Genomic DNA, 2893 nt, shown 5'->3' with positions numbered 1-2893 from the left:
CGCAAAATCATCAGCCCGAGATGATCCCCGACCCCTGCGCCGCAAGACAGGGGGATCAGGTTCAGCCAGTCTTGAAAAAGGCGGGCTTTCTCATGGAACCGCCGCACGGGCGGCGCGCACTATGCCTCCGGCGGGGATATTTGAAGACAGAAGATGGCATCTCTTGTCAGCAAATATCCCGGGGGTGAGGTGCGATAGCACCGAGGGGGCAGCGCCCCCTTGCCGCGCATCTCAGCGCAGCAAGGGATCGCCTTTGGATGGGATGCGGTCGATGTCATCCGGCGTCAGGTTGGTATGCGCCGTGACCAGTTGCGGTGGCAGGGCACGCAGCCATTGGTTCAGGGAAATATCCTGAAACTCGGGGGCGACGAACATTTCCAGAAAGACCATATCCTCGTCGCCGGTGTTTTCCAGATAATGTCCGGCCATATTGGCGACGAAGCCCACATCATTGGCACTGAAATCCATCGTCCGCGCTGATTCCTGACCAGGGAAGACAGTCATACGGCCTTTGCCCTTGATCCAGTATTGCCATTCGTTCCCGTTCGGGTGCCAATGCATTTCACGGATACACCCCGGCTTCACCGTCACAATGGCCGAAGCGATTTTTTCCGAGGCCGGAAAATTACGTGAATCGATGATCTTGACGTGACCTGCATCGCTTTCGCGCGTCGGCTTCATTGTGCTGGCCTTGAACGTATAGGACATCGCGGGGCGTTTGGCGAATTGCGCGGCTTGGGCGATTTCTTCCTCCAGTGTCTTTTCCGGCTCATCGCTGGGAAAGATATACAGCGGCTCGCCTTTGGGCAGGCGGGCGATGGCGTCGGCGTCAAGGTTGAAGTTCTGCATCAGGATTTCCGGCGGCGTGCGCATCAGCCAGTCGGAAATCAGCAGCGTGCTGTCTTCGGAAAAATCGCCCTGATTGAAGACCAGCAGAAACTCGCAGCCTTCATCGCCAAGTGCCTGAATGGAATGAGGCATTCCGGCTGGAAACAGCCACAGGTCGCCTTCGCCCACATCGTCGATGAACATCTCGCCCGCGCCGGTGAACAGCGTTACCCGCGCCCGGCCTGACAGCATGATCGCCCATTCATCGGCCAGATGCCAATGCAATTCGCGGATGCTGCCTTTGGTCAGGCGCATGTTCACCCCGGCCATATCGGTCGAGGCCGGCAGTTCGCGCGTCGTGACCTGATGCGTCCAGCCACCTTCCTGCACGCGGCGGTGGGTCAGATCGAAGGAATACCAAAAGGGCTGAATCACCCCCTTGTCTGTGGGCGGCGGCATGTTGGAGTTGGGGTTCATCCGCATCAAAGCCTGATTTTGCGGACCGGGGTTGGAAAATGATGTGTCGTGCATGGCGTCATATCGTTTTCGGTCGGATGCACCGTAAAGGCGGGTCAGGTCGGCGTCGGTTGGTTTCGGCATTGATCTTCCTCCTGCTGATGATGGCGGATAGGCGCGATTTTCACTTGTTTGCCCCATGGTTGTGCGGCGCGCTGTCAGCCAGATGACAGATGAATTTTTGCCAAAGGTCGATCACCTTGCAATTGAATTCGCCGGTTTGATGGCCTCCGCTTTGGCGGAGGCTTGCCGATCTGATTGTGGGCGATCTGTCATGGTCGGGCTTGACAGAGGCGCCCCCACCGGCGATAAGCCCGCATCGCTGCCGGTCTTCAAGAATCGGTTGCATTTGCAGGGGCCGCCCGCTATGGGGGCGGCCTTGCGGTTTTTTATACGGTCCGATGCTGGCTCTGCGTGGTGCTTTGTCAGCCTCTCGACTGGAACTCCCTGTTCGAGGGATGACTATGCAAAGCCAGAATATCCGTATCCGGCTCAAGGCGTTTGACTATCGTGTGCTGGACGCCAGCACGCAGGAAATCGTCAACACCGCCAAGCGCACCGGCGCGACCGTTCGCGGCCCGATTCCGCTGCCGAACAATATCGAGAAATTCACTGTCCTGCGCGGTCCGCACATCGACAAGAAGTCGCGTGACCAGTGGGAAATCCGCACGCACAAGCGTCTGCTGGACATCGTGGACCCCACGCCGCAGACCGTTGACGCCCTGATGAAGCTCGACCTCGCCGCTGGCGTGGATGTCGAGATCAAGGTCTAAGGGGGTGATCATGCTGAGAACTGGTGTTATCGCCAAGAAACTGGGCATGACCCGGCTGTTCCTTGAGGATGGCCGTCAGGTTCCCGTCACCGTCCTGCAACTGGACAATCTGCAAGTGGTTGCGCAGCGCACCGATGAACGCGATGGTTACACCGCCGTTCAGCTGGGCGCGGGCGAAGCCAAGGCCAAGCGCACGACTGCCGCGCTGCGCGGGCATTTCGCCAAGGCGAATGTCGCGCCCAAGCGCAAGATCGCGGAATTCCGCGTGGCCCCCGAAAACCTGCTGGATGTCGGCGAAGAAATCATCGCCGCGCATTACTTTGCCGGTCAGTTCGTGGACATCGCCGGCACCTCGATCGGTAAGGGTTTTGCCGGTGCGATGAAGCGGCACAACTTTGGCGGTCTGCGCGCTTCGCATGGTGTGTCGATCAGCCACCGTTCGCACGGGTCCACCGGCCAGTGCCAGGACCCCGGCAAGGTGTTCAAAGGCAAGAAAATGGCTGGCCATCTGGGCGCGGTGCGTGTCACCACCCAGAACCTGCAAGTCGTCAAGACCGACAACGACCGTGGCCTGATCATGGTCAAAGGCTCGGTGCCGGGTTCCAAAGGCGGCTGGGTCACGATCAAGGATGCGGTGAAAAAGCCGACCCCGGAAAACACGATTTTCCCGGCGGCCCTGCGTTCCGCTGAGCGTGAAGCCAAGCGTCTGGCCGAAGAAGCTGCTGCCGCCGCCGCTGCCGAGGAAGAAGCCGCCCGTCAGGCCGCGCTGGAAGCCG

The 2893-nt window shown here is 59.7% G+C and carries 3 protein-coding genes; 2 read left to right on the top strand and 1 reads right to left on the bottom strand.

Translation table 11 applies throughout. The features are described from left to right. Positions 1–231: 231 nt before the first annotated feature. A complete protein-coding gene (locus Q4G22_RS15610; protein WP_303386809.1) occupies positions 232–1428 on the bottom strand; it encodes a cupin domain-containing protein in 1197 nt (398 codons plus the stop codon). 380 nt (positions 1429–1808) lie between these two features. Between Q4G22_RS15610 and rpsJ the strand changes: the two genes are divergently transcribed. Next, complete coding sequence (rpsJ, locus tag Q4G22_RS15605) at positions 1809–2117, top strand: 30S ribosomal protein S10 (protein ID WP_303386810.1); 309 nt, start codon at positions 1809–1811, stop codon at positions 2115–2117. Between the two features lie 10 nt (positions 2118–2127). Beyond that, a partial coding sequence (gene rplC, locus Q4G22_RS15600) for a 50S ribosomal protein L3 (protein WP_303386808.1) occupies positions 2128–2893 on the top strand: 766 nt, incomplete at its 3' end.

The organism is Paracoccus sp. (in: a-proteobacteria), from assembly GCF_030538655.1.
GTDB lineage: Bacteria > Pseudomonadota > Alphaproteobacteria > Rhodobacterales > Rhodobacteraceae > Paracoccus.
The sequence above is the reverse complement of the archived record's forward strand: the minus strand, read 5'-3'. Positions and strand labels throughout refer to the sequence as shown.